Raw genomic sequence first — 23533 nt, 5'->3', positions numbered from 1 at the left:
CGATGAGTCCCGTCCTCGCCGGGGTGCTCCAGCTGCTCGCGCTCGTCGCGGCCCTGGCCCTCGCCCATCGCCCCCTGGGCGATCACATGGCCCGCGCCTACTCCTCGAAGAAGCACTACGCCCCCGAGAAGTGGATCTACAAGGCGGTCGGCGCCGACCCGGACGCCGAGATGCGCTGGCCGGCGTACCTGCGCTCGGTCCTCGCCTTCTCGGCGGTGAGCGTCCTCTTCCTCTACCTGCTCCAGCGCCTGCAGGGCCACCTGCCCGGCTCGCTCGGCTTCGTCTCCATCAAGCCGGACCAGGCCTTCAACACGGCCGCCTCCTTCGTGTCGAACACGAACTGGCAGTCGTACGCCGGTGAGCAGGCCATGGGACCGCTCGTCCAGACCGGCGGCCTGGCGGTGCAGAACTTCCTGTCCGCCGCCGTGGGCATGGCCGTGGCGGTGGCCCTCGTACGGGGCTTCGCGCGCTCCCGCACCGGCGAGCTCGGCAACTTCTGGTCCGATCTGGTGCGCGGCACCGTGCGCATCCTGCTCCCGCTCGCGGTGATCGCCGCGGTCGTGCTGGTGGCCTGCGGGGTCATCCAGAACTTCTCCGGCATCCACGGGGTCGGACAGTTCACGGGAGGGAACCAGCAGTGGAACGGCGGGGCGGTCGCCTCGCAGGAGGCCATCAAGGAGCTGGGCACCAACGGCGGCGGCTACTTCAACGCCAACTCCGCCCACCCCTTCGAGAACCCGACCCCCTTCTCGAACCTCTTCGAGATCTTCCTGATCCTCCTCGTCCCCTTCTCCCTCACCCGCACCTTCGGCCGGATGATCGGCTCGGTCCGCCAGGGCTACGCGATCCTCGCCACGATGGTCACCATCTGGCTCGGCTTCACCGCCCTCATGATGTGGACGGAATTCGGCCACCACGGCCCGGCGCTCCAGGCCGCGGGCGGTGCGATGGAGGGCAAGGAGGCCCGCTTCGGGATCGGCGCCTCCGCGATCTTCTCGGTCGCCACGACGCTGACCTCGACCGGCTCCGTCAACTCCTTCCACTCCTCCTACACCGGTCTCGGCGGCGGCATCCAGCTCCTGGGCATGCAGCTCGGCGAGATCGCGCCCGGCGGCGTCGGCTCCGGGCTCTACGGCATGCTGATCATGGCGATCATCGCGGTGTTCATCGCCGGCCTGATGGTCGGCCGCACCCCCGAGTACCTCGGCAAGAAGATCGGCACCCGCCAGATCAAGTTCGCCGCCTGCTACATCCTCATCACCCCGGCCCTGGTCCTCGGCTTCACGGCCCTGGCGATGGCCCTGCCCACCCCCGGGCACTCGATGTCCAACGGCGGCGCGCACGGCTTCTCCGAGGTCCTCTACGCCTACACCTCGGCCGGCAACAACAACGGCTCGGCCTTCGCCGGCCTGAACGCCAACACCCAGTGGTTCAACACGACCACCGGTCTGGCGATGCTGCTCGGCCGCTTCCTGCCCATGGTCTTCGTCCTGGCCCTGGCGGGCTCGCTCGCCGAACAGCAGCCGGTCCCGGCGACGGCGGGCACCCTGCGCACCGAGAAGCCGCTGTTCACCTTCCTGCTCGTCGGCACGATCGTCATCGTCACGGGCCTCACCTACTTCCCGGCCCTGGCGCTGGGCCCGCTCGCCGAAGGGCTCGCCTCATGAGCACCGTCACCCCCACCGTCACCCCCACCCGAGCCCCGCACGGGGACCTGCCCAGCGGTCACAAGCCCGAGAAGGCCAAGATCGGCGGCGGGATCTTCGACCCGAAGCAGCTGCTGAAGTCCTTCCCGGACGCGGTGCGCAAGCTCGACCCCCGCGTGATGGTCAAGTCGCCGGTCATGTTCGTGGTGCTGATCGGTTCCGTACTGACCACCGCGCTGGCGATCTCCGACCCGGGCAACCTCTTCGGCTGGGCGATCACCGCCTGGCTGTGGCTGACCACGATCTTCGCCAACCTCGCGGAGGCGGTGGCCGAGGGCCGGGGCAAGGCCCAGGCCGACACCCTGCGCAAGGCCAAGACCGACACCGTCGCCCGTCGCCTGAACGGCGCCGTCGAGGAGCAGGTGCCGGGCACGGATCTGCGTATCGGCGACCTGGTCGTGTGCGAGGCCGGGGACGTCATCCCCGGCGACGGTGACGTCGTCGAAGGCGTCGCGTCCGTGGACGAGTCGGCGATCACGGGTGAATCGGCCCCGGTCATCCGCGAGTCGGGCGGCGACCGCAGCGCCGTCACCGGTGGCACCAAGGTGCTCTCCGACCGGATCGTCATCAAGATCACCACGAAGCCCGGCGAGACCTTCATCGACCGGATGATCAACCTGGTCGAGGGCGCTTCCCGGCAGAAGACCCCCAACGAGATCGCGCTCAACATCCTGCTGGCCTCGCTGACCATCGTCTTCCTGCTGGCCGTGGTCACCCTCCAGCCGTTCGCGAAGTACGCGGGCGCCGAGCAGTCGATGATCGTGCTGACCGCGCTGCTGGTCTGCCTCATCCCGACCACCATCGGCGCCCTGCTCTCCGCCATCGGCATCGCGGGCATGGACCGCCTGGTCCAGCGCAACGTCCTGGCCATGTCGGGACGCGCGGTGGAAGCCGCGGGCGACGTCTCGACCCTGCTCCTCGACAAGACCGGCACCATCACCCTCGGCAACCGGCAGGCCTCCGAGTTCGTCCCCGTCACCGGCGCCAACGCCGCCGAGCTGGCCGATGCCGCCCAGCTGTCCTCGCTGGCCGACGAGACCCCCGAGGGGCGCTCCATCGTGGTCCTGGCGAAGGAGAAGTACGGCCTGCGCGAACGCCACCAGGGCGAACTGACCGGCGCCGAATGGATCCCCTTCACCGCACAGACCCGCATGTCGGGCGTCGACGTGGACGGCCGCAAGGTCCGCAAGGGCGCCGCCAACTCGATCACCGCCTGGGTCGGCGAACAGGGCGGTACGGTCGCCCCCGACGCGGGAGCCGAGGTCGACGCGATCTCCGGCGCCGGCGGTACCCCGCTGCTCGTCGCGGTGGAGGACGAGAAGGGTGCCCGCGTCCTCGGTGTCATCCACCTCAAGGACGTGGTCAAGGAGGGCATGCGCGAACGCTTCGACGAGCTGCGGCGCATGGGCATCAAGACCATCATGATCACCGGCGACAACCCGCTGACCGCCAAGGCCATCGCCGAAGAGGCGGGCGTCGACGACTTCCTCGCCGAGGCCACCCCCGAGGACAAGATGGCCCTCATCAAGCGGGAACAGGCCGGCGGGAAGCTCGTCGCCATGACCGGCGACGGCACCAACGACGCCCCGGCCCTCGCCCAGGCCGACGTCGGTGTCGCCATGAACACCGGCACCTCGGCCGCCAAGGAGGCCGGGAACATGGTCGACCTGGACTCCAACCCCACCAAGCTCATCGAAATCGTGGAGATCGGCAAGCAGTTGCTGATCACCCGGGGCGCGCTGACCACCTTCTCCATCGCCAACGACGTCGCCAAGTACTTCGCGATCATCCCGGCGATGTTCGCGGCGGTCTACCCGGGCCTGGACAAGCTCAACATCATGGGCCTGCACTCCCCCGACTCCGCGATCCTCTCGGCCGTCATCTTCAACGCGCTGGTCATCATCGCCCTGGTCCCGCTCGCCCTGAAGGGCGTCCAGTACCGGCCCACCAGCGCCGACAAGATGCTCCGGCGCAACCTGACCCTCTACGGACTCGGCGGCCTCGTCGCCCCGTTCATCGGCATCAAGCTCATCGACATGGCCGTCTCCCTCATCTCCGGCCTGCGCTGAACCAGGGCTCCGCTGATTTTAGGGCTCCGCTGATTTTAGGGCTCCGCTGATTTTAGGAACGTGTTGATCCCCATGAACAACTCCGTAGGCAACACCGGCCGCCTGCTCGGGGCCGGGCTGCGCGCCCTCCTCGTCCTCACCGTGCTGTGCGGGGTCCTCTACCCGCTCGCGATCACCGGCATCGCCCAGGCGGCCTTCGGCCACCAGGCCAACGGCTCCGAGATCAAGGACGCGAGCGGCAAGGTCGTCGGCTCCTCCCTGATCGGCCAGTCGTACGGGGACGACCTGCGCTGGTTCCAGGGCCGCCCGGCGGCGGGACTCGCCGAGAACACCGTCAACACCCAGTACGGGCTGCTGGTCTCCGGCGCCACCAACAAGGCGGCGGACAGTCCGGAGCTGCTCAAGTCGGTGCGGGAGGCGAAGGCCGAGATCCTGCTCGACAACACCGTGCCGGGCTACGCCCCGCGGCTCGCCCAGATCCCGGCGGACGCGGTGACCTCCTCCGGCTCCGGCCTGGACCCGGACATCTCCCCGGCGTACGCGGAGCTCCAGACGGCCCGCGTCGCACAGCGCAACGGGCTCCCGGTGGCGGAGGTCGCGAAGCTGGTGAAGGCCCACACCGAGGGCCGCACCCTCGGCTTCATGGGCGAGCCGCGCGTCAACGTCCTGGAGCTGAACACGGCCCTGCGGGACCTGAAGCGCTGACGGTGCCGGCCACTGACGCGCGGCCAGACCACGCCGGGGCCGGGCGTGTGCACGAGGAGGTTCTCCGACTCCAGGAGCACCGCGACCGCGGGGCGGTTCAGGCTCCGCAAGACGCGCCGGGCGAGGGACTTCAGGGAGGGGGCGGTGGCCGACATGGTGCTCCTTCGCTGGTGCTGGACCGGTTGCGGGGCGGGGCTTTGCTCCCCCTTTGAAGAGTGACCTCCGGACCCCTCGTCCCGCCTCGCCTTTCGGCCGGTCCCGGCTCGCTCCGGCTCGCCCCGACGGGGGGGGCAGCGGCTGTGATCCACGCCTCTCCCTTCGGAAGGATCTTGCGTTGGCCATACCCAATCTTGCAGTGTTGCTACTCAGCCGAAGTAGATTCGGCTCAGGTGGGGTGAGGGGGAATCTCATGTACGAGATGTTCGACGAGCGGTTCCGGACCGGACGGTGCATGAACGGGGACGACGGGCTGGAAGTCCTGTACACCGGCTGCCGCGGGCCGAGGGACCCGTCTACGTACCCGCGTGGCGCCAGGTCGTCTGGAGCGACATCCCCAACGACCGGATGCTGCGGTGGGACGAGGAGACCGGGGCCGTCGCCGTCTTCCGGCGCGGGGCCGGGCACAGCAACGGAAACACCCTCGACCGGCAGGGCCGGCTGATCACCTGCGAGCAGGGAAACCGCCGGGTGACGCGCACCGAGCACGACGGCACGCTCACGGTGCTGGCCGACCGCTGGCAGGGCAAGCGGCTGAACAGCCCGAACGACGCCGCCGTCAGGTCCGACGGCTCGATCTGGTTCTCCGACCCGGACTTCGGCATCACCAGCGACTACGAGGGCTACGTCGCCGAGAGCGAGATCGGCTCCAACAACGTCTACCGCATCGATCCCGGCACCGGTGAAGTGCGCCTGGCCGCCGACTGCTTCGAGGCCCCGAACGGCCTCGTCTTCTCCCCCGACGAGCAGCGGCTCTTCGTCTCCGACACCCGCGGCGGCCGCATCCGCGTCTTCGACGTGTACGAGGACGGCACCCTCTCGGACGGCAAGGTGTTCGCGGAGGCGGCGGCCCGCCCGGGGGCCCGCTTCGACAACCTCCGGTTCGACGACGGCGGCCGGCTCTGGGCGGCCGCCATGAGCGACGGCGTGCACTGCTACGACCCCGACGGCACCCTGATCGGGCGGCTCGACGTGCCCGAAGCGGTGTCCAACATCGCCTGGGGCGGGGCCAAGCGCAACCGGCTCTTCATCACCGCCGAGACCAGCCTCTACTCGGCGGTCATGGGAGTCACCGGCACCCACCCGACCGGACCGGGGCGCAGGCCCTGGCTGGACGGCCCCGGCCGTCCCTGAAATCCCGGTGCCCGGCGCCGGACTCCGCTGGCACACTCCCCGCATGGACGACGCCACCGGCGCGGATGAAACCCGCCACTCCGTACGCGAGATGACCGAGGCCGACATCGACGCCGTCGCAGCCCTGCGCGTGAGCGGCTGGCGCCACGCCTACGCCGGGCTGATGCCGCAGTCGTACCTGGACGGCCTGAGCGCCGCCGAGTACGCGGAGCAGCGCCGCGCCGCCTTCGCCGACCCCGCGGACCCCGCGACCAACCTCGTGGCCGAGGGCCCCGGCGGCGCGGTCCTCGGCTGGGCCGCCTTCGGCCCCGCGCAGGGGGGCGAGGGCGAGCTGTACGCCCTGTACGCACGCCCCGACGTCATCGGCACCGGTGTCGGCCGCGCCCTGCTGAACGAGGTACTGCGCCGGGCGCCCTACCCCGCGGTGCGGCTGTGGGTGCTCGAAGGCAATGCCCGGGCACGCCGGTTCTACGAGCGCGCCGGCTTCCGCCCCGACGGCGGTGTCCAGGTCGACGAGGCGGACGGCTTCCCGGTGCCCGAACTCCGCTACCGGCGGACCGCCGCCCCGCACTGAGCGGCCGCGGGGGCCGCCGTACCGTCCGGGGGACGCCGTACGCGCGGGGGACGCCGTACGTCCGGGGACGCCGTACGTCCGGGGACGCCGTACGCCCGAGGCCCGCCGTACCGCCCCGGAGGCCCTGCCGTGCCGCCGCGGGCGTCACGGCAGCCGTTCCGCCAGCGCCCGGGCCATCGCGATGGTCGGGACCGCCTCCCGCGTCCGCCGGTACGGGGTCAGGTCGCGCAGCAGCCGGCCGAGGGCCTCGCGCACCGCGCGCGACTGCACCGCCGGGGCCGCCGTGAGGAACGCCCGCCAGTGCTCGCACGCCCGGGTGAGGTGGCCCAGGCGCAGCAGGGTCTCGGCGAGGGCGGCGTGGGTGAGCGCGGTGGCCCGGTGCTGGCCGGCCGCGCGACCGCGCAGGGACCGCTCCAACGCGTCGGCCGCGGCCGGGAACTCGCCGAGGGCGAGGTGCGTCCGGGCCCGGGCGAAGTCGAGATCGGCCCGGGCGTACGAATCGAAGGGGCCGTCGGGCGGCTTCACCGCGTGCCGCCCGTGCAACCGGTCGGCGGCGGCCAGATCCGCGGCGGCGGGCGCCCGTTGACCGGCATGGGCGTGCGCGGCCGCGCGCTGCACCAGGAGGAACGCCAGCGTGCCGGGCTCCCCGTCGGCGGGTGCGGTCTCCACCGCCGTCCTGGCGAGCCGCACCGCGTGCGCGGGCTGCCCGAGCCGGCCGGCGTGCGCGCTCATCGCGCGCAGGGTGATGGCGTACATCCGCCGGTCCCCGGCCTGCCGGGCCAGCCCGAGGGCGATGCCGTGGTACTCCTGCGCGAGCCCGTGGTACCCGGAGTCGGCCGTCATCTCCCCGAGCAGGTGCGCCAATTGGGCGTAGCCGCGCCATACGTCCGCCGCCCCGCACCCCGGCCCCGCCACCGCCCGCCCGGGGGCCGCCAGTCCGGGGGCCGCCAGTCCGGGGGCCCACCGTCCGGTGGCCCGGCCGCGGACGGCGAGCCCCGGGCCCTGGTGGCGGGCCGCGAAGGCGCCCGCGTCCTGGGCCAGCCAGGCCGCCAGGGCCGCGCGGGTGTGGACGCCGCCGTGGGTGAGGTAGAGCCCCGAGAAACTCGCCGCGAGGGCCCTCAACTGCTCGGCGTGCGCCGCGAGGTGGCGCCGCGCGGCAAGCTCCGCTATGCCGGCACCCGCAGCCGTAGGCATGCGCGTACCCGTGGCCGTGGCCGTGCGCGCATCCGCACCCCCACCCGCTGCCGCACCCGCACCCCCGGCGGCCTCGCCCGGGCCGCCCTCCGCCGGCTGCGGGTCCCACACCGGAGTCGGCACCGGCACCGGCTGGTACGGGCTGCGCAGCAGCGGCGCCCTGCTGTGCGGGTCCACGTCCGCCCTGGCCTGCAGCGCCAGCCGGAGCAGCCCCTCGGCCCCGACTTCGGCCGCCGCCCCCGGACCGGGCCCGGGCCGTACGCCCGGCCCCTCCGCGCCGCCCGCCCCGAGCCCCGCCTCCGCGACCGTGACCAGCCGCCCGCACCGCTCCGTCAGCGCCGCCGCTATCAGCTCGGGCACGGGTCGGCGCGGCCGGGTGCCCGACAGCCAGTGCGCGACGGCGGTCCGGTCGTAGCGCAGGGCCAGCCCGTGCAGGGTCCCGAGCGCGTTGACGGCCCGCGCCAGTTCCGCTCCGCTCCACCCGGCCTCGGCCAGCAGGTCCCCCAGCCGGGCGTTGGCCACCCGCCGCCCGCTCACGCGGCCCGCCCCGGGAGAGATCCCGTATTCAACGCTTTCACCACTGCGCCCCCCGCATTGCCTTCTCCCCGTCCGCTCCCTGGTGTTCGCTGGAGCCGTCCCCATCGGATTCCACGGACCGGAGAAGCATGTCTGCCTCGGAAACGGCCAATCCCCCCGCCCCCGCCGCGTACGCGTACCCGTTCCCCTATCGGATTTCCGGCGTCGGCGCCCAGATCGGCGAGGTCATCTCCGTCGAGGAATGGGCCCGGCTCGCGCACATCCCGCACCGCAAGCGGGCCGGCGAGGAAATCAGCGGCTCCGATATCGAGCGCATACTCGGGGTCACCTCCAAGAGCTGGGACCGGGAGCGCTTCGCCTCGCTCGACACCGTCGTCGACGTCGCCCGCGCCGCCCTGCGCTCCGCCCTCGCCGAACCCGAGGACATCGACGCCGTCTTCGTCGCCACGTGCACCCCGTACGAGATCATGCTCGACCAGGACGCCTTCAACCTGCTGCGCCGCCTGCGCATCCCGGACAGCGTGCCACCCCTCCAGCTCGGCGCGGGCTGCGGCGGGCTCTCCCGTGTCGCCGCGCACCTGGCCCGGACGGGGGCCCGCCGCGCCCTGGTGATTTCGTACAACGCCGCGAGCCCCATCGGAATCGACGAGAACGGCATCATCTCCCAGTACAGCGGCGCCGATGGAGAGCATCCTTTCGCGCACACTCTGTGGTGTTCCGGGGCGTTGTTCTCCGATGCCGCTACCGCGCTCGTATTCGAGCGGGACGAAAGCTTCGAGGGCGGCCTCGGTTTCTATTCGCGCGACTCCCACGATTTCGGGGGCGATCCCGGATTCAGCGATCCGCTCATCCATTACCCGGGCGGCGGCGCCGCCCACCCGCCGGGCTTTCCCGGAGCTGCCGAACTCTCCGCATTCGGACTCAACGGACCGGAACTGGCCCGCTATTACTCGCGTGGCATGCTGCTGAACCAGGAGACCATGGACGCCCACCGCCCCGGCTTCGTGGACGAGGTCCGGCGGATCTACACGCACCAGGCCGGCCCGGCCCTGGTCGAGAACTACCACCAGCTCGCCGGGCTGGACACCCACAAGGCCCCCGCGCACGCCCGCGAGCTCGGCAACCTGGTCACCTCCGCCACCCCGGTGCTCTTCTACACCGACGTGGTGAACGGCCTGGTCGGCGCGGGCGACACGGTGTGCTTCTCCGTCATCGGCGCAGGTCCCGAGCGCGGTGCCTTCCTCACCCGGGTGGCGATCCCGGGCGAGGTCACCGTCACCACACCGCTGCCCCCCGTCCCGGCCGCCGCCGAGACCACCGGGGCCACCCAGGCCGCCCGGCCCGTCCAGTCCGCCCGACCCACCGAGCCCGACCGGTCGGTCCAGGCCGCCCGACCCACCGAGCCCGCCCGGGCCGTCCAGGCCGCCCCGGCACCCGGAGCCCCCGGAAGCACCGCCACCGCGTAGACGCACGCGCCCCACCCCTTCGAAACGAGTCCGCCGTGCACATCGCCCTCGCCGGGGCCGCCAGCCCCACCGGCATCCGGCTCGCCGCCGAGCTGCTCGGCCGCGGCCACCACCTGACCCTGCTCACCGCCACCGACGTACGGCAGAGCAGGCTGCTGCTGGCCCGTCAGCTCGCGCTGATCGGGCTCTATCCCGAGTACGTGGACCTCTTCGCGGCCCGCCTCGACGCGCGCCGGGGCGCGGAGGTCCTGGCCGGGGCGGCGTCCGCCCCGGCCGGCGCGCCCACCGGCCGTTTCGACGCCGTGTGGTGCGTGGAGCAACCCGCCGCCACCGCGGCCGCGCTGCTGCCGCTCGCCTCCGGAGGGGAGGGGCGTACGGCGTTCCACCTGGTCACCGTCGGGGAATCGGGTCCCGCCGGGCGCACGGTCGCCGCCGCGGCCGTACGGGACGGGTTCCCGGCCGGGGTGCACTGCCTGGCCCCGACCGTCAGCGACCTGGCCGACCACGCGGAGCTGCCCCGGCCGGCCTTCACCCGGCTCGCGGTCGCCGAGTCCGTACGGGCGGCCCCGGCGGGGGCTTCGGGGTTCGGGGCCCCGGCAGTGATCAGCCTGCTGCCCCTGGCCCCCGCCGCCCGCGCCCTGGCGGAGGCCGCCGGGGAAACGGGCTGGTCGGGGCTGCGCCGCATCGGCTGGGTGCACGCCCACCCCACCGAGGCCTCGGAGCTGACCCGGGCGGTCGGCCCGGAGCTGGCTCCGGGCCTGCTGCGGCGCCTGTCGGGGCTCCAGCCCGCGGCCGCCACCACCGAAGTGGACGCCCCGCCGCTCGGCACCGGGTACCTCACCCGGGCTGCGGCGCCCGTCCTGCCTCCCGTCCGGAGGCCCGCCCGGACACCGGAGCGGGTGTGAGCGCGGCGGGGCGACCCTGGCGGGAGCGGCGCGTGGTGGACGGCCTGGCGGACGCCCTGCGGGAGGCGGCTTCGGAACGCTTCCTGGGCAGCGGGCGGACACCGACGACGCCCGCGTCGGTGGCGGGAACGGCAGGCGCAGGGGCAGCGGCGTCCGAGGCGGACCGGGTCGGACCGTCCGGCGGGTCCGGCAGGCTCGGGAAGTAATGGGGCGCCATGACCAGGGCATATGCGTATGGATCATTCATGGTTCCAGGACAAGCCGCCCGGCCCACGCCCGCAACTCAAGCCGACGACTCGTCACATCGTCCCGCTCGACAGGTTTTCGCATGTGGCAGAACGTGCCGCCGATCCGACACGCCCAAGGCCCGCCCTTGACGTTCTCACCCGTTCGGCCGCACGCCCCCCACGGCAGGTCCGCACCCGGCCCACCGGCCTCCATCTGCGAAGACACGCCCCGCGGAGGACGTCACGGCAGTGACGTGCCGTCAGTTCGACGCGTGGGGCTCCCCACCGGGGGGCGGAGCGGGGTCCACTGCTCTCGGGACCGGCCGCCCGAGCCGGACCAGGAGGGATTCCCCATGCCCCGCGCCAAGTGGGTGGCCGGCGTACTGACGGTGGCTCTGCTGTGCACCGGCCTAGGGGTGTTGCACACCACCGAAGGCGGCCGGCCGTCCGCCCCGACCGCAGGCGACGCCCTGCCCTCGCGGGTCCTGGGGCTGTCCGGCCCGCGCCGTCTGGCCCGGCAGTTGGAGCACTCCGGCGGACACGCCACCGGCAAGGGCTCCCGGCGGCCCGGGCGGTCGACGGCCGCGACCCTTCCGGCCTGGCGGCCGCTGCGGCTGGTCATCCCGGGCCTCGGAACGGACCTACCGCTCACGGGCGGTACCCCGCCGGACGGCCTGGAGGGACGGCAGGGCACGGGGGACTCGGAGCCCGGGGCCGCCGACGCCAAGCCCCCCGTCACGGACAGCGCCACCTGGGACTCCTCGGGCCCGGCACCGGGCTCGACCGGCACCGCCGCGGTCTCCGGAGACCTTCCCCGGCTCGGCGAACTCCGGCGCGGGCAGACGATCGAGATCCCGCGCGTCGACCGGCGTACGGCGGTGTTCACCGTGTACCGGGTCTCCCCCACCGGGATCGCCGAGCGGGGCGTGCCCTCCGGACGGGCCCAACTCCGGCTGACCAGCGGCGAAACGACCGTCCTGGCCCGCCTCACCGGCCACCGCCGCACCCCCCGCTGACCGGCGGCGGCACCCGAAAGACGGACACCGCCTGCGGCCACCTGACGGCCGTGGGGGGTGTCTTCGTCCCCCGGTCGGGGGACGCTGCGGTCCCGTTGGAGAGTCCGCCCGCGTGTCGGGGCACACCCTCCGCATGAGCGGTATCCGGCGTGCGCAGACGGCATCGGACAGGGCCCTGAAGACGGCCCTGACGGTGCTCTGCGCCGTGCTGCTGTGCCTGTTCGGCTTCGGCGGATCCGGTCCGTCCGGCGGGACGGCCGAAGGTGCCCGCTCCGCGCCCAGCGCCCCGGCCGAGCCCGCCGAGTCACCGGCCGATCCGGCCGGCGATCCCGAAGTACGGGCAGCGGTACGGGTTCCCACGCGCGGGGTCCCCGGCGTACGGGGACCGCGGCGGCCCGTGTTTCACGTGAAACCTCCCCGGTCCGGCCCCACGGCACCGGACCCGCGCCCGGCGGGGATCGGCGCACCGCCGGCATCCCTGCGGGCGGTACGGGGCGTGGTGCTGCGCTGCTGACCGGACCGGGAGGCCGAGCAGCAACACCGCGCGCCCCGCACAGCCGACTCACCGGGCACACCCGGCTCACCCGGCACTCCCCATGCCCTTGGCGCGCGTCCCCCACCCCCCCGAAACACCGTGAGGTTCCGCCATGCCCTTCGACCCGTACCTCGCCCTGAACGCCATGCTCCGCGCCGAGGCCGCCCGCTTCTCCCCGCCGGCCCCGCCCGTACGCCAGCAGGAACCCGAGCCCGCCAAGACCGCCCAGACCGCCGCGGAACCCCCGGCCGGGGACGACACGGCCGCGTAGGACGTCGCGCAGGGGCATCACGACATGAGGAGGCACCGGTTCCCGCGCCCTCGGCAACGGAGAGTGGTCACGTGAGGTTCGACCACGGAGCGCGGGAACCGGCGCCTCATCCAGTCTCATCCACCCGACCGCCCACGAACATCGGTCTTCCGTCCCGACTACCCGGCCGAAAGTACTGTTCAGCCGAGTTCCGCACCTTGCTTCGCGGGCCGCCCGGCCCGCCTACGAGGCGTGGCGCGTGTGGTAGCGGTAGTAGGCCGCCGCGCCGACGCCCGCGCCGACGAGCAGGCCCAGGCCCGAGCTCTTCAGGATCGACTCCCCGGCCAGGCTGTAGAGGTAGCCGAACGAGATGCCTGCGAAGATCCCGTACGCCGCCGCGTGCGGCTCCTGCGCCAGCTGCGGGCCGATCCGGGCGAGGGCCACCAGGCAGGCGGCGAAGATCGCGCCGCACAGGATCCCGTAGAAGACGTTGCCCGCGTCGACGGGCCCCATCTGACGTTGCATGAAGGCGGCGTAGACGCCGTAGACCAGTCCCATGAGCAGGGGTCGCACCAGGGCGGACCTGCTCGTGTGGGCCGTCGTACGGGACGCCGGCTGCCGGTGCCCCCGGGGGGCGGTGGGTGCCGCATGTGCCATGACGGGCTCCTCTCTCCCATCCTCCAGGGCACACCCGCAACCCGGGACCGGCAACCGGAGCAGTCGGCGGCCTAGGCGCGCACCGCCACCGCGTCGATCTCGAAGAGCATGTCCGGCAGGGCGAGCGCGGCCACGCCGATCAGCGTCTGGGCGGGCAGTTCGGTGCCCCAGGCGGCGTGCAGGTGCTTGAGCAGCACCTCCAGCTTCCGCTGGTCGTGTCCGACGACGTACGTCCCGATGCGGACCACGTCACCCAGGCCCAGGCCCACCGCCTCCAGGGCGGTGCGGAGGTTGGCGAAGGCCTGCCCGACCTGGTCGTCGAACACGTCGGAGACCACGTGACCGGCCGGATCGGAGCCGTACTGGCCGGCTATGAACACCTGCTGTCCGGGCGCGGAGACGACGTGGCTGTAGCCGTAGACGGTGGGGTCGTGGAGTTCTGCCGGGTTGGTGATGCTGCGCGTCATTCCAAGCTCCTGGGTCAGTTGTCCAGAGGGTGTCTAGCGGGCGGCGGCGAGCCAGGCGCGGAGCCGCTCGGGGGCTTCGGGGGCCTGCCGTTCGGCCTGCTGCCGGATCTCGTCGAGGGTCTGGGCGGCCAGCGCCCGGCGCCAGGCCAGCTCGGCCCGGCCCATCGCGTGGGCGATGGCGCAGTCGGCCGCGGGCGGCTCCTCGCCGCCGCCGGGGCCCTGCCGCCGGATCTCCGCACACCGGAAGGCCTCGTCCGGCCCTTCGACGGCGGCGACCACGTCCATCAGCGAGATGGAGTCGAGCGGCCGCGCCAGGCGGAAGCCGCCCCGCGGACCGGGGGTGGAGGTGACGATGCCCGCCCGTGCCAGGGCCTGGAGCTGCTTGTTGAGGTATGCGGCGGGCAGCTCGTGCCAGGCCGCCAGCCGGGCCGCCGAGACCGCCCGGCCGTCACCGCTCCAGGCCAGGTTGAGGCAGCTGTGCAGGGCCCATTCGACGCCCTCACTCATCTTCATAATCTGGATATTAGATGTCCAGATTAGAAGGGCCAAGGCGGACGCGCCCGGTCCGCACCACCCGGCCGCAGCAACCCGGCTCGCGCCGCGCGCCCGGCCCCCTTTCCCTGGTGACGTGCGGACCTTCCTCTCGGCGGTACTCATCGCGCTCGTGGCCCTGCTGGTGCCCGCGAGCGCCGTCGCGTACTGGGCCGATCACGAACTCGGCAGCGCCGACCGCTACACCGCGGCCATGTCCCCGCTCGCCTCGGATCCCGCCGTGCAGAACCTCGTCGTCACCCAGGCCGGCCGGGCCCTCTCCGGGCAGATCGACGCCGGCCCCTTCCAGGGCGGGGTCGACGCCCTGCTCGGCGAGGCCCTGCACTCCTTCGTCGGCACCCCGGCCTACCGAACCGCCTGGGACGCCGCGAACCGCGCCGCCCACGGAGCCTTCCTCCAGGCACTCACCACCGGCGACGGCAACGCCGTGACCATCGACCTCGCGCCCGTGATCGCCCGGGTCAAGGGCGATCTCGTCGACAACGGCGTGCCGTTCGCCGACCGCATCCCCGAGACCCGCCTCTCGGTGAAGGTCATGGAGTACGACAACCTCGGTGCGCTCCGGAAGGGTTTCCGCATGCTCCAGATCGCCGGGGTCTGGCTCCCCGTGCTCACCGTGGTGCTGGCCGCGGCCGCTATCGCCGTCGCCGTCCGGCGCCGCCGGGCCGTGCTGGCCACCGGGCTGGGGCTGGCCGTCGGCGCCGCCCTGCTGTGGGCGGCCGTGGTGCTGTGCCGCCGCCTCACCCTGGACGACCTGCCGGCCGACATCGACCGGGCGGCCGCCGAAGCGGTGTACGACGCGCTCACCGCGTTCCTGCGGACCACCACCTGGGTGGTGCTGGCCGTCGGACTGGCCGTCGCCCTGGCCGCCTGGCTGACGGGCCGACTGCGCCGCACCCCATAAGCTCGGAACGGCGGATTGGCACGCAAATCCGTAGAACATCCCGTAGAACAGCACAGAAGAACCGATTCACGAGCGGCGGCACGGAAGCGGGAATGAGCACCGAACGCACCGAAGACATACGGTCCGGGCGGGCCGGGCAGGCGGCCGGACGGTTCAGTCCGCTGGCCCCGCCCGCCTGGCTGCTGAAGGGGCTGCGGCCGAGTTCCGCACCGATCCCCTGGGCCGCCGCGCTGCGCGCGGCCGTCGCCCTGGCCCTGCCGCTGGCCGTCGGCTTCGCCGTCGACGAGCCCGAGTACGGCGCGCTCGTCTCGATGGGCGCCCTGTCCGGGGTCATCGGCGACACCGCGGACGCCTACCGGATGCGGATCCTGAACATCGCCGTGCCCCAGCTCTTCGGGGCCGTGGGCGTCGCCCTGGGCACCCTGGTCTTCGGGCACGGCTGGGTCGCGGTCGGCGTCCTCACCCTGATCGCCCTGGTCTCCGGGATGATCTCCTCCATCGGCACGGTGGCCTCCGTCTCCGGGCTGCTGCTCCTGCTGAACGCCGTCGTCGGGGCCGGCCTGCCCATGCCCCGGCCCTGGTGGACGGCTCCGCTGCTGCTGAGCGCCGGCGGCCTGTTCGTCCTCCTGCTGACCCTGCTGGGCTGGCCGCTGCGCGGCCGGCGGCCGGAGCGGGCCTCGGTGGCCGCCGCGTACCGGGCCCTGGCCGACACCCTGGAGGCGGCGGGCGGACCGGGACCCGCGTACGAGGAGCGCCGCCAGCAGGTCACGCAGGCCCTCAACCACGCCTACGACCTGGTGCTGGGCCGCCGGGCCCGGGTACACGGCCGCAGTCCCTCGCTCGTGCGGATGCTGGCCCAGTTGAACGTGCTGATCCCGCTGGTCGAGGCCGCGCCCGCCGCCCACCTGCGCCGCAGGCCCCTCTCCCCCGCGATCCCGGCGGCCGTACGGGAACTGGCGGCGGCCGTCGAGGAGGGCCGCACGGGGACCCCCGTGCTGGACCTGCCCGCGCCCGACAGCCAGTCCGAGCGGGCCATCGACGCGGCCCTGCGGCACGCGGCCACCATCGTGCTGATGGCCGAGCCGGATCCGTACAACGTCGACGACCGGCTCGGCCGGCCCGCCGCGCTCCGCGTCCGGGCCCGCCGGGCGGTGCGCGACATGATGTTCTCCGAGGCCTCGTGGCGGTACGGGCTGCGGCTCGCGCTGTGCATCGGGCTGGCGCAGTCCCTCGTATCGGTGGTGGAGATCGAGCGCTCCTACTGGGTCGCGCTGACCGTCACCTTCGTCCTCAAGCCCGACTTCGGCTCGGTGTTCTCCCGGGCCGTGCTGCGCGCGCTGGGCACCGCGGGCGGACTCGTCGTCGCGGCCGCCGTGCTCTCGGAGGTGCCGCGGGGGTGGTGGGACGTGCCGGTGATGGTGGTCCTGGCGGCCCTCATCCCCGTCTTCTCCGTGAAGGGGTACGCCTTCCAGACCGCGGCGATCACCCCGGTCATCCTGCTCCTGTCCGACCTGCTCAACCACCAGGGCTTCGACCTGGTCCGGCCCCGGCTGCTCGACAGCCTGATCGGCTGCGCCATCACCCTGATCGCGGGGTACCTGCTGTGGCCCGAGAGCTGGCACACCCGGATCGGCGACCGGCTCGCCGACGCGGTGGACGACGCCGCCCGGTACGTGGAGCGCGCCTTCGGCTCCGCCCCCGACACCGATGCGGGCCAACGGGCGGGCCGCACCGCCCGGCTCCAGGCCCGCCGGCGCATCTACCGGGACCTGTCGGGCGTGCGCAGCGAGTTCCAGCGGGCGCTGACCGAGCCGCCGCCGACCGGGGAGCGGGCCGCCGCGTGGTGGCCGCTGGTGGTCGCCGTCGAGCGGATCGTCGACGCGACGACGGCCGCGCGGGTCCGGGTCAACCACGGCGCGGAGCCCCCGGGACCTCACGAGGTCGAGGCGATCGCCGAAGACCTCCGCGCCCTGGCCCACGGCGTCCGCCGCGTCCACACCCCCACCCAGCTCCGCCCCGCACCACCCCCCGAGGTCGACGAAACCTCCGTCCTCGCCCCGGTCCGCCAAGAACTCACGGCAGCCCGAGCCATCGCGGACCCGACCCGCGGCTCCCGGTGAGCCACGTCCGGCCCCACCGGCGGAGCCCGGCGCCGCGCCGTCCCCCCAATGGCCCCGCCCCCGGGCCACCCCGCTCACGGCGGGAGAGCATCAGCACATGAGGTCCTTCCGCCGGCGCAGCCGGGCCCTCCTCCTGGCGGCCGCCCTGTCGGCAGCCGCGGGCTGCGCCGACGTGGAGGGCCTCCAGAGCGACGGCGACCTCGGCACGGCCCGCGCCCCCCGCACTCTGTGGAAGGACATCCGCCCCGACCCCCCGGCCCCCGGCCAGCAGCCCGGCACGGCCACCGCCGTCCCGGGCCTGGCCAAGGTCCCCGAGCTGTCCATGCGGGGCGTGAACGCCGTGGACGTCGTACGGGCCGACATCACCGCCGCCACCACCGCGGACGCCGGCACGGGCCGGCTCGTCGACCCCCGCGCGATCCAGCGCATGGCGCTCTGTACACAGGCTGTGGACGGCGGCCCCGACTGCCCCGTCCGGCCCGCGGTCCTCGCCGATGTGACGGGCAACGGCAGGGCGGAGCTGATCACCGCCCTGGACATCGACGGCCGGGTCAGCGAACTGCGCGTCTACACCGTCCGGGACGACGGGACGATCGCCCGCATCCTGTCCCGGCGCGGGGTCCTGGAGGGCGTGGAGGTCGCCGCCGAGCACCTGGCGGTCCGCGAGCCGACCTCGAACCCGAAGAAGGTCTCCATCTCCGACTACGTGTGGGACCCGGAGGCCGGGATCATGAACCTCGACCAGCTCACCCTCGACGAGTGCCCGAACCAGGGCGACGCCTCCCCCTGCCCGGCCCCGGGCACGGGCGCCGGCACGGGCTGAGGGGGCCGGGACCACGATGGGCCGGACGAGCAGCCTGCGCTGGAAGATCGCCATGACCACCACGGCGGTGTGCTGCGCCGTCGCGGCCGTGCTCGGCATCCTCGTGCACAACGTGGTCGCCCGCCAGCTCGTCGGCGAGGTCCGCAAGGACGTGGACCGCGAGCTGGACTACGCCCTGAGCCAGTACGAATACGGCACCGCGCACGGGGACGGGAACAGCGCCCTCGACCCGCCCGGCCTCCCGGCCCCGCTGCGCGAGCTGGTCGCGCGCGGGCTGACCGGCAGCATGACCGGCACCCAGGACGGCAAACCCGTCATGTGGGCGGCCGGGCCCGCCGACGGCAAGGCCCTCGCCGTCTGGGTCCCCTACGAGAGCACCCGCACCCGGCTCCGGGAGACCGACGCCGCCATCCTGGTCTCCGCCGTCCTCGCCGCCGGGCTGGTGGCCCTCGCCGGTCTCTTCCTCGCCAACCGCATCAGCCGCAGGCTCGCCACCACGGCCGCCGTGGCCCGCCGGATCAGCGCCGGGGACCTCGACGCGCGGGTCGGATTCCCGGCCGGTGCGGAAGGGCCCCGACCGCGCTCCCGCGACGAGGTACGGGACGTGGCACAGGCCCTCGACTCGATGGCAGCCTCGCTCCAGGCCCGGCTGGAGGCGGAGAAGCGGTTCACGGCGGACGTCGCGCACGAGCTGCGCACCCCCCTCACGGGGTCCCTGGCCGCGGCCGCGCTGCTGCCGGAGGGCCGGCCCAAGGAGATGATCAACGACCGGCTCAACGCCCTGCACCTGCTCACCGAGGACCTGCTGGAGATCTCCCGGCTGGACTCCGGCGTCGAACGGGCCGACCTGGCCCGGGTGGAACTCGGCCGCGCGGTGGAGCGGGCGGCGGCGGGCACCCGACTGCCCGTCGCGGTACGGATCGAGCGGGACGCGGTGGTGCTCACCGACCGGCGCCGGCTAGACCGGATCCTGGCCAACCTGCTGGTCAACGCCCACAAGCACGGGCGGCCGCCGATCGAAGTGACCGTCACCGGACCGCTGGTGACCGTACGGGACCACGGACCCGGCTTTCCGGCCGAGTTGATCGAGCAGGGGCCGCGGCGCTTCCGCACCGGGGATCCGGGGCGCGGGCGTGGCCACGGGCTGGGCCTGACCATCGCCGCCGGGCAGGCGGAGGTGCTGGAGATCGACCTGCGCTTCTCCAACGCCCCCGACGGGGGCGCGGTGACCACGCTCCTGCTGCCGGTCGGGCGCCTGCCGGACGTCAGTTGAGCGGCGCCGGCCGATGTTTCACGTGAAACACGCACGCGCATCGGCCGGCGCCCACCGGCTCAACTCACCTCGGCGCGGTTGCCAGACGTCAGACTCCGATGTTCTTGCCGTCCTTGCGCCAGACCGACACGACCGCCGGGCGGACGAGCTTGCCGGGACCGTCGGGCCACGCCGACTTCGGGTTCTCGACGGAGGCCCCGTCGATCTCGCCCGGGTGCTGGACGGCGACCAGGACGCGCTTGTCCTGGATGATCGGGCCGCAGGTCTCGGCGCCGCTCGGAACGGTCAGGAACTGCTTGAGCTCACCGCGGCGCTCACCGGCGGTCGCGACGCCGAACAGGCCGTCGTGGGAGCCGAGCTGGTTGCCGTCCGTGGAGATCCACAGGTTGCCGTGCGGGTCGAACGCCACGTTGTCCGGGCAGGAGATCGGACTGACCTTGTCCTTCGGGAAGCCCGCGAAGTAGGTCGACGGGTCGTTCGGGTCACCGGCGACGAGGAAGAGCCGCCAGGCGAAACCATCGCCCGCCGGGTCGTCGAAGTTCTCGGCGAGCTCCAGCACCTGGCCGTGCTTGTTGCCGTTGCGCGGGTTGGCCTCGTCGGCCGGGGCCTTGCCCGCCGCGCCGCGGTCCTTGTTGTTGGTCAGCGCGATGTAGACGCGGCCGGTCCGCGGGGACGGCTCGACGTCCTCGGGGCGGTCCATCTTGGTGGCGCCCACCTTGTCGGCGGCCTGGCGCGTGAAGACGTAGACCTCCTCGGCGGTCATGCCCTCCACGTGCGAGACGTTGCCGGTGGCCAGCTTGATCCACACGCCGGAGCCGTCGAACTCGCCGTCGTCGGGCAGCTTGCCCGAGCCGTCGATCCGACCGGCCGGTGAGTCGCCGGTGAGCTTGGCGACGTAGAGGGTTCCCTCGTCGAGGAGCGTGAGGTTGTGCTCCTTGGCGGCGCGCGAGCCGCCCTTCTTCATCTGCTTCGACGAGACGAACTTGTAGAAGTAGTCGAAGCGCTCGTCATCGCCCATGTAGACGACGGGGCGGCCGTCCTCGGTCAGGCGGGGCTGCGCGGCCTCGTGCTTGAAGCGGCCGAGCGCGGTGCGCTTGCGCGGGGTGGAGTCCGGGTCGTACGGGTCCAGCTCGACGACCCAGCCGTGGCGGTGGGACTCGTTGGGCTCCTGCGTGACGTCGAAGCGCTTGTCGAACCGCTCCCACTTGCGCTCGGAGGCCGCGCCCGAGATGCCGTAGCGCTTGAGGCGCGCGGCCTGGACGGGGTCGGTGACGCCGGCGCCGTTGGCGAAGTACTGGTTGAAGTTCTCCTCGCCGGACAGGATCGTGCCCCACGGGGTGGTGCCGCCGGCGCAGTTGTTGAGCGTGCCGAGCACCTTGGTGCCGGTGGCGTCTACGGAGGTCTTCAGCAGGGCGCCGCCCGCGGCCGGACCGGTCAGCCGGAACTCGCTCGTGGCGGTGAGCCGGCGGTTGAGCCGGTGGCGGTTGACTGCGGTCAGCTTGCCGCTGCGGTGGTCCTCCTGGACCACGACCACGGACAGGCCGTGCGCGGCCCAGGCGATCTCGACCTGCTCGCGGGTCGGGTTGGCCGCGTCGTACGCCTTGAACATGAGCTGCTCGTCGGTGTACTCGTGGTTGGCCACGAGCAGCTGCTGGCGCTCGTAGGCGCCACCGAGCGGGAGCAGGCTCAGGAAGTCGTTGTTGTAACCGAACTGACCGGCTTGGGCGGCTGCGGTCTGCTTGTCCGGGTTGAAGCCCGGTGCGCCCTTCAGGATCGGGTCGCCCCAGCGGATGACCACGTTCTGCTCGTGGCCCTCGGGGACGGTGACCTGGTCGGCGGTGTTCGGCGCGACCGGCTTGAAGCGCAGACCGCGGGCACCCTCGGCGTTGACCCCGGCGGCGCCGGCGCGCTGCGCCTCGACCGTGGGGTCCGCGGAGGCGGAGGAGCCGTTGCCGCTCAGCGTGACGGCGGTACCGGCGGCCGAGGCGACCGTGACGACGGCGGCCGAGCGGAGCATCGCGCGGCGGGAGTAGGCGCGGGCTATGACATCGCCGGCGTACTCGTTGTCGCTGGTGTTCGGCACCTCGTGGAAGCAGGCGTCGCCGCAGCGGTAGCGGCAGGTGAGAGCGGAACGGCCGCCCCCGTGAGAAGTGCCGATGAGCGGCAGGAGCTTGCGCACGAGTGTCCTCCGTAGATGCACGGTCCCCGACAACGTGTCGGAACAATCCGTCGGTGACGCTATGGGCGGGTTGCGCCGAAGCGGCGGCCGCTGGGTGAACGCCCGGTGAATCCGGCACGTCGGGGCGGAAGTTCGGGGGCGGAACGGGTGTGTTTGAGCAGTGGGCGCCACGAAAGGTGCCCCTCCCGAAGTTCCAGCCAAGGGGCCGATAACCTTACGTGTCCACTCTGGGCAGGGATCTACCGCGCAGCACGGACAAATGACGTACACACTCATGCGAAAGGCCTGGCCCATGGGTATTCGGAGCTTGTTGCGCAAGGTGTTCGGACGGACCTCTGAATCGGTTCCGGAGACGACCGGCACCACTTCGGCGGCCCTCCCGAGCCAGACCGAACGCACCCCCCTGGACGCGGCGGCCGAGCTGGTCGCCGCCTCCTTCGACAACCCCACTGTTCCCCCGCAGTCCACCCCCCGGGACCTCGAACCGGGCACGGTGCTCACCGCCCCGGCCCCGGCCCCCAACCCGGACCCCACGGTCCCGGAGGCCCGCCGGTCCCCCACCGGGGGTTCCCCGGCAGCCCCCGCGGCGCCGTCCGCCACGACGCCCCCGGCCACCACCGAAGCGGAGCCCGTAGCCGCCGAAGCGGAACCGGCCGCCGAGCAGAAGCCCCCGGTCGCCGAAACCGAGCCCGTGGCCGAGACTGCGGCCGAGGCCGTGGTCGAGGCCGAGCCCAAGGCCGTGGTCGAGGCTGAGGCTGAGGCCGAGAACGTGGTCGAGCCCAAGGCCGCAGCCGAGGTCGTAGTCGAGGACGAGCCCGACGCCGCAGCCGAGGTCGTGGTTGAGCCCAAGGCCGCAGCCGAGGCCTTGGTCGAGGCCGAACAGGCCGCCGAGGCAACGCCGGAGCCCCTTCCGGCCGAGGCGGACGCGACCGCGCCCGCGGCCGCGCCCGCAGCCGAGGTGGCGGAGGCCGAAGCCGAGTCCTTCACCGCTCCGGCGGACGAGGCCGAAGCAGCCGCCGCCGTCGCCCCGGCGGAGCCGGCCGAAGCCGAGCCCCTCGCCGCCGAGGCCGAACCGGCCCTGGCCGCAGCACCCGAGGAGGAGCCCGCCGCCGAGGCGCCCACCGAGCCGCAGGCCGACGTAGCCGCCCCGGAAGCGGACACCGAGACGGAGCCGGAGCCGCAGGCCGCCCACGAGCCCGTGGCGGCCGACGCCGAGGCGCCGCAGGCGCAGGACACCGCCGAGGCGGAGCCTGTCGCGGCCGAGACCGAGGCTGAGGCCGAGCCCGAGGCTGAGGCCGAGCCCGAGGCCGAGCTCCTCACCGCCGATGCCGCCGCAGGCGGCCCCGCGCACACCCTCGCCGCCCTCAAGCGGCAAGCGCCCCCGCTCGCGGCCGCGTACAAGGCCGCCGGACAGGCCCTGCGCACCAAGGGCAAGACCGGTGCCCGCGCCAGCGTGTTCCTCGTGCTCGACCGGTCGGGCTCGATGCGCCCGTTCTACAAGGACGGCAGCGTCCAGCACCTCGCCGACCACGCCCTCGCCCTCGCCGCGCACCTCGACGAGAACGCCACCGTCCACACGGTCTTCTTCTCCACGGACGTGGACGGCACCGCCGACCTCACCCTCGACGGCCACGACGAGGCCTGGGTCGAGGCCCGCCACGCCGAGCTCGGCCGCATGGGCCGCACGAGCTACCACGTCGCCGTCGAGGCCGTCGTGGAGCGCTACCAGAAGGACGGCGGCGAGGGTCCGGCCCTGGTCGTGTTCCAGACGGACGGCGCGCCCGACAACGTCCGCCCCGCCCGCCAGGCGATCGCCGACGCCGCCACCGCGGCCCCCGGCATCCACTGGCAGTTCGTCGCCTTCGGCGAGCACGACGCCAAGGCCTTCGACTTCCTGCGCAAGCTGGACGCCGACAACGCCGGCTTCTTCCACGCCGGCCCCGCGCCGGCCGAACTGACCTCGGCGGCCCTCCTCAAGGGCTTGCTGGAGAAGTTCTAGGGGCGCTAGCCCCCCGGCCCGTCGT

19 protein-coding genes and 1 pseudogene are annotated in these 23533 nt (G+C 73.3%); 15 read left to right on the top strand and 5 right to left on the bottom strand.

The features are described from left to right. Positions 1-2: 2 nt before the first annotated feature. The 5 genes and pseudogenes from kdpA to AC6CKD_RS20600 all read left to right on the top strand — a co-directional run bounded on the left by kdpA (position 3) and on the right by AC6CKD_RS20600 (position 6404). The gene (kdpA, locus tag AC6CKD_RS20620) at positions 3-1667 is read left to right on the top strand and encodes a potassium-transporting ATPase subunit KdpA (RefSeq protein WP_498328903.1); all 1665 of its coding nucleotides are present in this window, start codon (positions 3-5) and stop codon (positions 1665-1667) included. Continuing rightward, positions 1664-3775 (top strand): potassium-transporting ATPase subunit KdpB, encoded by a 2112-nt coding sequence (gene kdpB, locus AC6CKD_RS20615; protein WP_498328902.1) that lies wholly within the window; start codon positions 1664-1666, stop codon positions 3773-3775. The genes kdpA and kdpB overlap by 4 nt, the downstream gene beginning before the upstream one ends. A gap of 72 nt (positions 3776-3847) precedes the next feature. After that, complete coding sequence (kdpC, locus tag AC6CKD_RS20610) at positions 3848-4480, top strand: potassium-transporting ATPase subunit KdpC (protein ID WP_498328901.1); 633 nt, start codon at positions 3848-3850, stop codon at positions 4478-4480. A gap of 409 nt (positions 4481-4889) precedes the next feature. Beyond that, a pseudogene (locus tag AC6CKD_RS20605) lies at positions 4890-5830 on the top strand (SMP-30/gluconolactonase/LRE family protein). A 43-nt stretch (positions 5831-5873) separates the two neighbouring features. Continuing rightward, entirely contained in the window at positions 5874-6404 is a 531-nt protein-coding gene (locus tag AC6CKD_RS20600) for a GNAT family N-acetyltransferase (RefSeq protein ID WP_498328900.1), read from the top strand. A 144-nt stretch (positions 6405-6548) separates the two neighbouring features. Here AC6CKD_RS20600 and AC6CKD_RS20595 read toward each other — a convergent pair whose 3' ends face one another. Beyond that, positions 6549-8135, bottom strand: coding sequence for an NsdA family TPR-like regulatory protein (locus AC6CKD_RS20595; protein WP_498328899.1), 1587 nt, complete (start codon positions 8133-8135; stop codon positions 6549-6551). Between the two features lie 128 nt (positions 8136-8263). On the opposite strand from AC6CKD_RS20595, the gene AC6CKD_RS20590 reads away from it, so the two are divergent. The 5 genes from AC6CKD_RS20590 to AC6CKD_RS20570 all read left to right on the top strand — a co-directional run bounded on the left by AC6CKD_RS20590 (position 8264) and on the right by AC6CKD_RS20570 (position 12555). Continuing rightward, positions 8264-9601 carry a 3-oxoacyl-[acyl-carrier-protein] synthase III C-terminal domain-containing protein gene (locus tag AC6CKD_RS20590; RefSeq protein WP_498328898.1) on the top strand — a complete coding sequence of 446 codons (1338 nt, stop codon included), beginning with the start codon at positions 8264-8266 and terminating at the stop codon, positions 9599-9601. 35 nt (positions 9602-9636) lie between these two features. Then, a complete protein-coding gene (locus tag AC6CKD_RS20585) occupies positions 9637-10506 on the top strand; it encodes a hypothetical protein (protein WP_498328897.1) in 870 nt (289 codons plus the stop codon). A gap of 580 nt (positions 10507-11086) precedes the next feature. Continuing rightward, on the top strand, positions 11087-11749 hold the full coding sequence (locus tag AC6CKD_RS20580; RefSeq protein ID WP_498328896.1) for a class F sortase: 663 nt from the start codon (positions 11087-11089) through the stop codon (positions 11747-11749). A gap of 133 nt (positions 11750-11882) precedes the next feature. Continuing rightward, entirely contained in the window at positions 11883-12263 is a 381-nt protein-coding gene (locus tag AC6CKD_RS20575) for a hypothetical protein (RefSeq protein ID WP_498328895.1), read from the top strand. Positions 12264-12396: 133 nt separating this feature from the next. Then, complete coding sequence (locus tag AC6CKD_RS20570; RefSeq protein WP_498328894.1) at positions 12397-12555, top strand: hypothetical protein; 159 nt, start codon at positions 12397-12399, stop codon at positions 12553-12555. Positions 12556-12777: 222 nt separating this feature from the next. Here AC6CKD_RS20570 and AC6CKD_RS20565 read toward each other — a convergent pair whose 3' ends face one another. The 3 genes from AC6CKD_RS20565 to AC6CKD_RS20555 form a co-directional block, all read right to left on the bottom strand. After that, positions 12778-13191: a hypothetical protein gene (locus AC6CKD_RS20565; RefSeq protein WP_498328893.1), complete on the bottom strand. Its 414-nt coding sequence runs from the start codon at positions 13189-13191 to the stop codon at positions 12778-12780. Positions 13192-13262: 71 nt separating this feature from the next. After that, positions 13263-13658 (bottom strand): RidA family protein, encoded by a 396-nt coding sequence (locus AC6CKD_RS20560; RefSeq protein ID WP_498328892.1) that lies wholly within the window; start codon positions 13656-13658, stop codon positions 13263-13265. 33 nt (positions 13659-13691) lie between these two features. Further along, positions 13692-14165 carry an RrF2 family transcriptional regulator gene (locus tag AC6CKD_RS20555; protein WP_498328947.1) on the bottom strand — a complete coding sequence of 158 codons (474 nt, stop codon included), beginning with the start codon at positions 14163-14165 and terminating at the stop codon, positions 13692-13694. 121 nt (positions 14166-14286) lie between these two features. Here AC6CKD_RS20555 and AC6CKD_RS20550 point away from each other — a divergent pair, with 121 nt between their 5' ends. From AC6CKD_RS20550 to AC6CKD_RS20535, 4 genes are all read left to right on the top strand, one after another. Further along, entirely contained in the window at positions 14287-15114 is an 828-nt protein-coding gene (locus AC6CKD_RS20550) for a hypothetical protein (protein ID WP_498328891.1), read from the top strand. Between the two features lie 92 nt (positions 15115-15206). Next, entirely contained in the window at positions 15207-17234 is a 2028-nt protein-coding gene (locus tag AC6CKD_RS20545) for an FUSC family protein (RefSeq protein ID WP_498328890.1), read from the top strand. 97 nt (positions 17235-17331) lie between these two features. Then, the gene (locus tag AC6CKD_RS20540) at positions 17332-18057 is read left to right on the top strand and encodes a hypothetical protein (RefSeq protein ID WP_498328889.1); all 726 of its coding nucleotides are present in this window, start codon (positions 17332-17334) and stop codon (positions 18055-18057) included. 16 nt (positions 18058-18073) lie between these two features. Further along, complete coding sequence (locus AC6CKD_RS20535; protein ID WP_498328888.1) at positions 18074-19330, top strand: sensor histidine kinase; 1257 nt, start codon at positions 18074-18076, stop codon at positions 19328-19330. An 88-nt stretch (positions 19331-19418) separates the two neighbouring features. Here AC6CKD_RS20535 and AC6CKD_RS20530 read toward each other — a convergent pair whose 3' ends face one another. Continuing rightward, positions 19419-21509 (bottom strand): PhoX family protein, encoded by a 2091-nt coding sequence (locus AC6CKD_RS20530; RefSeq protein ID WP_498328887.1) that lies wholly within the window; start codon positions 21507-21509, stop codon positions 19419-19421. 292 nt (positions 21510-21801) lie between these two features. Here AC6CKD_RS20530 and AC6CKD_RS20525 point away from each other — a divergent pair, with 292 nt between their 5' ends. Next, positions 21802-23508 carry a VWA domain-containing protein gene (locus tag AC6CKD_RS20525; RefSeq protein ID WP_498328886.1) on the top strand — a complete coding sequence of 569 codons (1707 nt, stop codon included), beginning with the start codon at positions 21802-21804 and terminating at the stop codon, positions 23506-23508. The last annotated feature ends 25 nt before the right edge of the window (positions 23509-23533 follow it).

The organism is Streptomyces sp. GQ60 (assembly GCF_059758875.1).
This window is presented reverse-complemented; position numbering and strand designations above follow the sequence as displayed.